This is a genomic window from Candidatus Jidaibacter acanthamoeba (assembly GCF_000815465.1).
In the GTDB taxonomy this organism is placed as follows: Bacteria; Pseudomonadota; Alphaproteobacteria; order Rickettsiales; family Midichloriaceae; genus Jidaibacter; species Jidaibacter acanthamoebae.
The window spans coordinates 1-259 of record NZ_JSWE01000158.1; the positions used below are offsets into that span (position 1 = coordinate 1).

The following is a 259-nucleotide window of genomic DNA, read 5'->3' on the forward strand; positions in this document are numbered from 1 at the left end:
AAACCTGAGTTCATTAATTCATCAAATAAATATGGAGCCAATGCATTTTTACTTGCTGCTTGGAATGGAAACTTAGATGCGGTGAAATATCTTCTTGAGCTAAAACCTGAGTTTATAGATTCAGTAGATAAAGATGGAGCTAATGCTTTCTTACTTGCTGCTAGGAATGGGAAATTAGATATAATGAAGTATCTATTACAACTGAAACCTGAGTTCATTAATTCATCAAATAAATATGGAGCCAATGCATTTTTAGTTG

The 259-nt window shown here is 32.4% G+C and carries 1 protein-coding gene; it reads left to right on the forward strand.

Annotated features, from left to right (window positions below; translation table 11 throughout):
- On the forward strand, positions 1 to 259 hold a 259-nt coding region (locus NF27_RS07795; RefSeq protein WP_039457930.1), incomplete at both ends, for an ankyrin repeat domain-containing protein.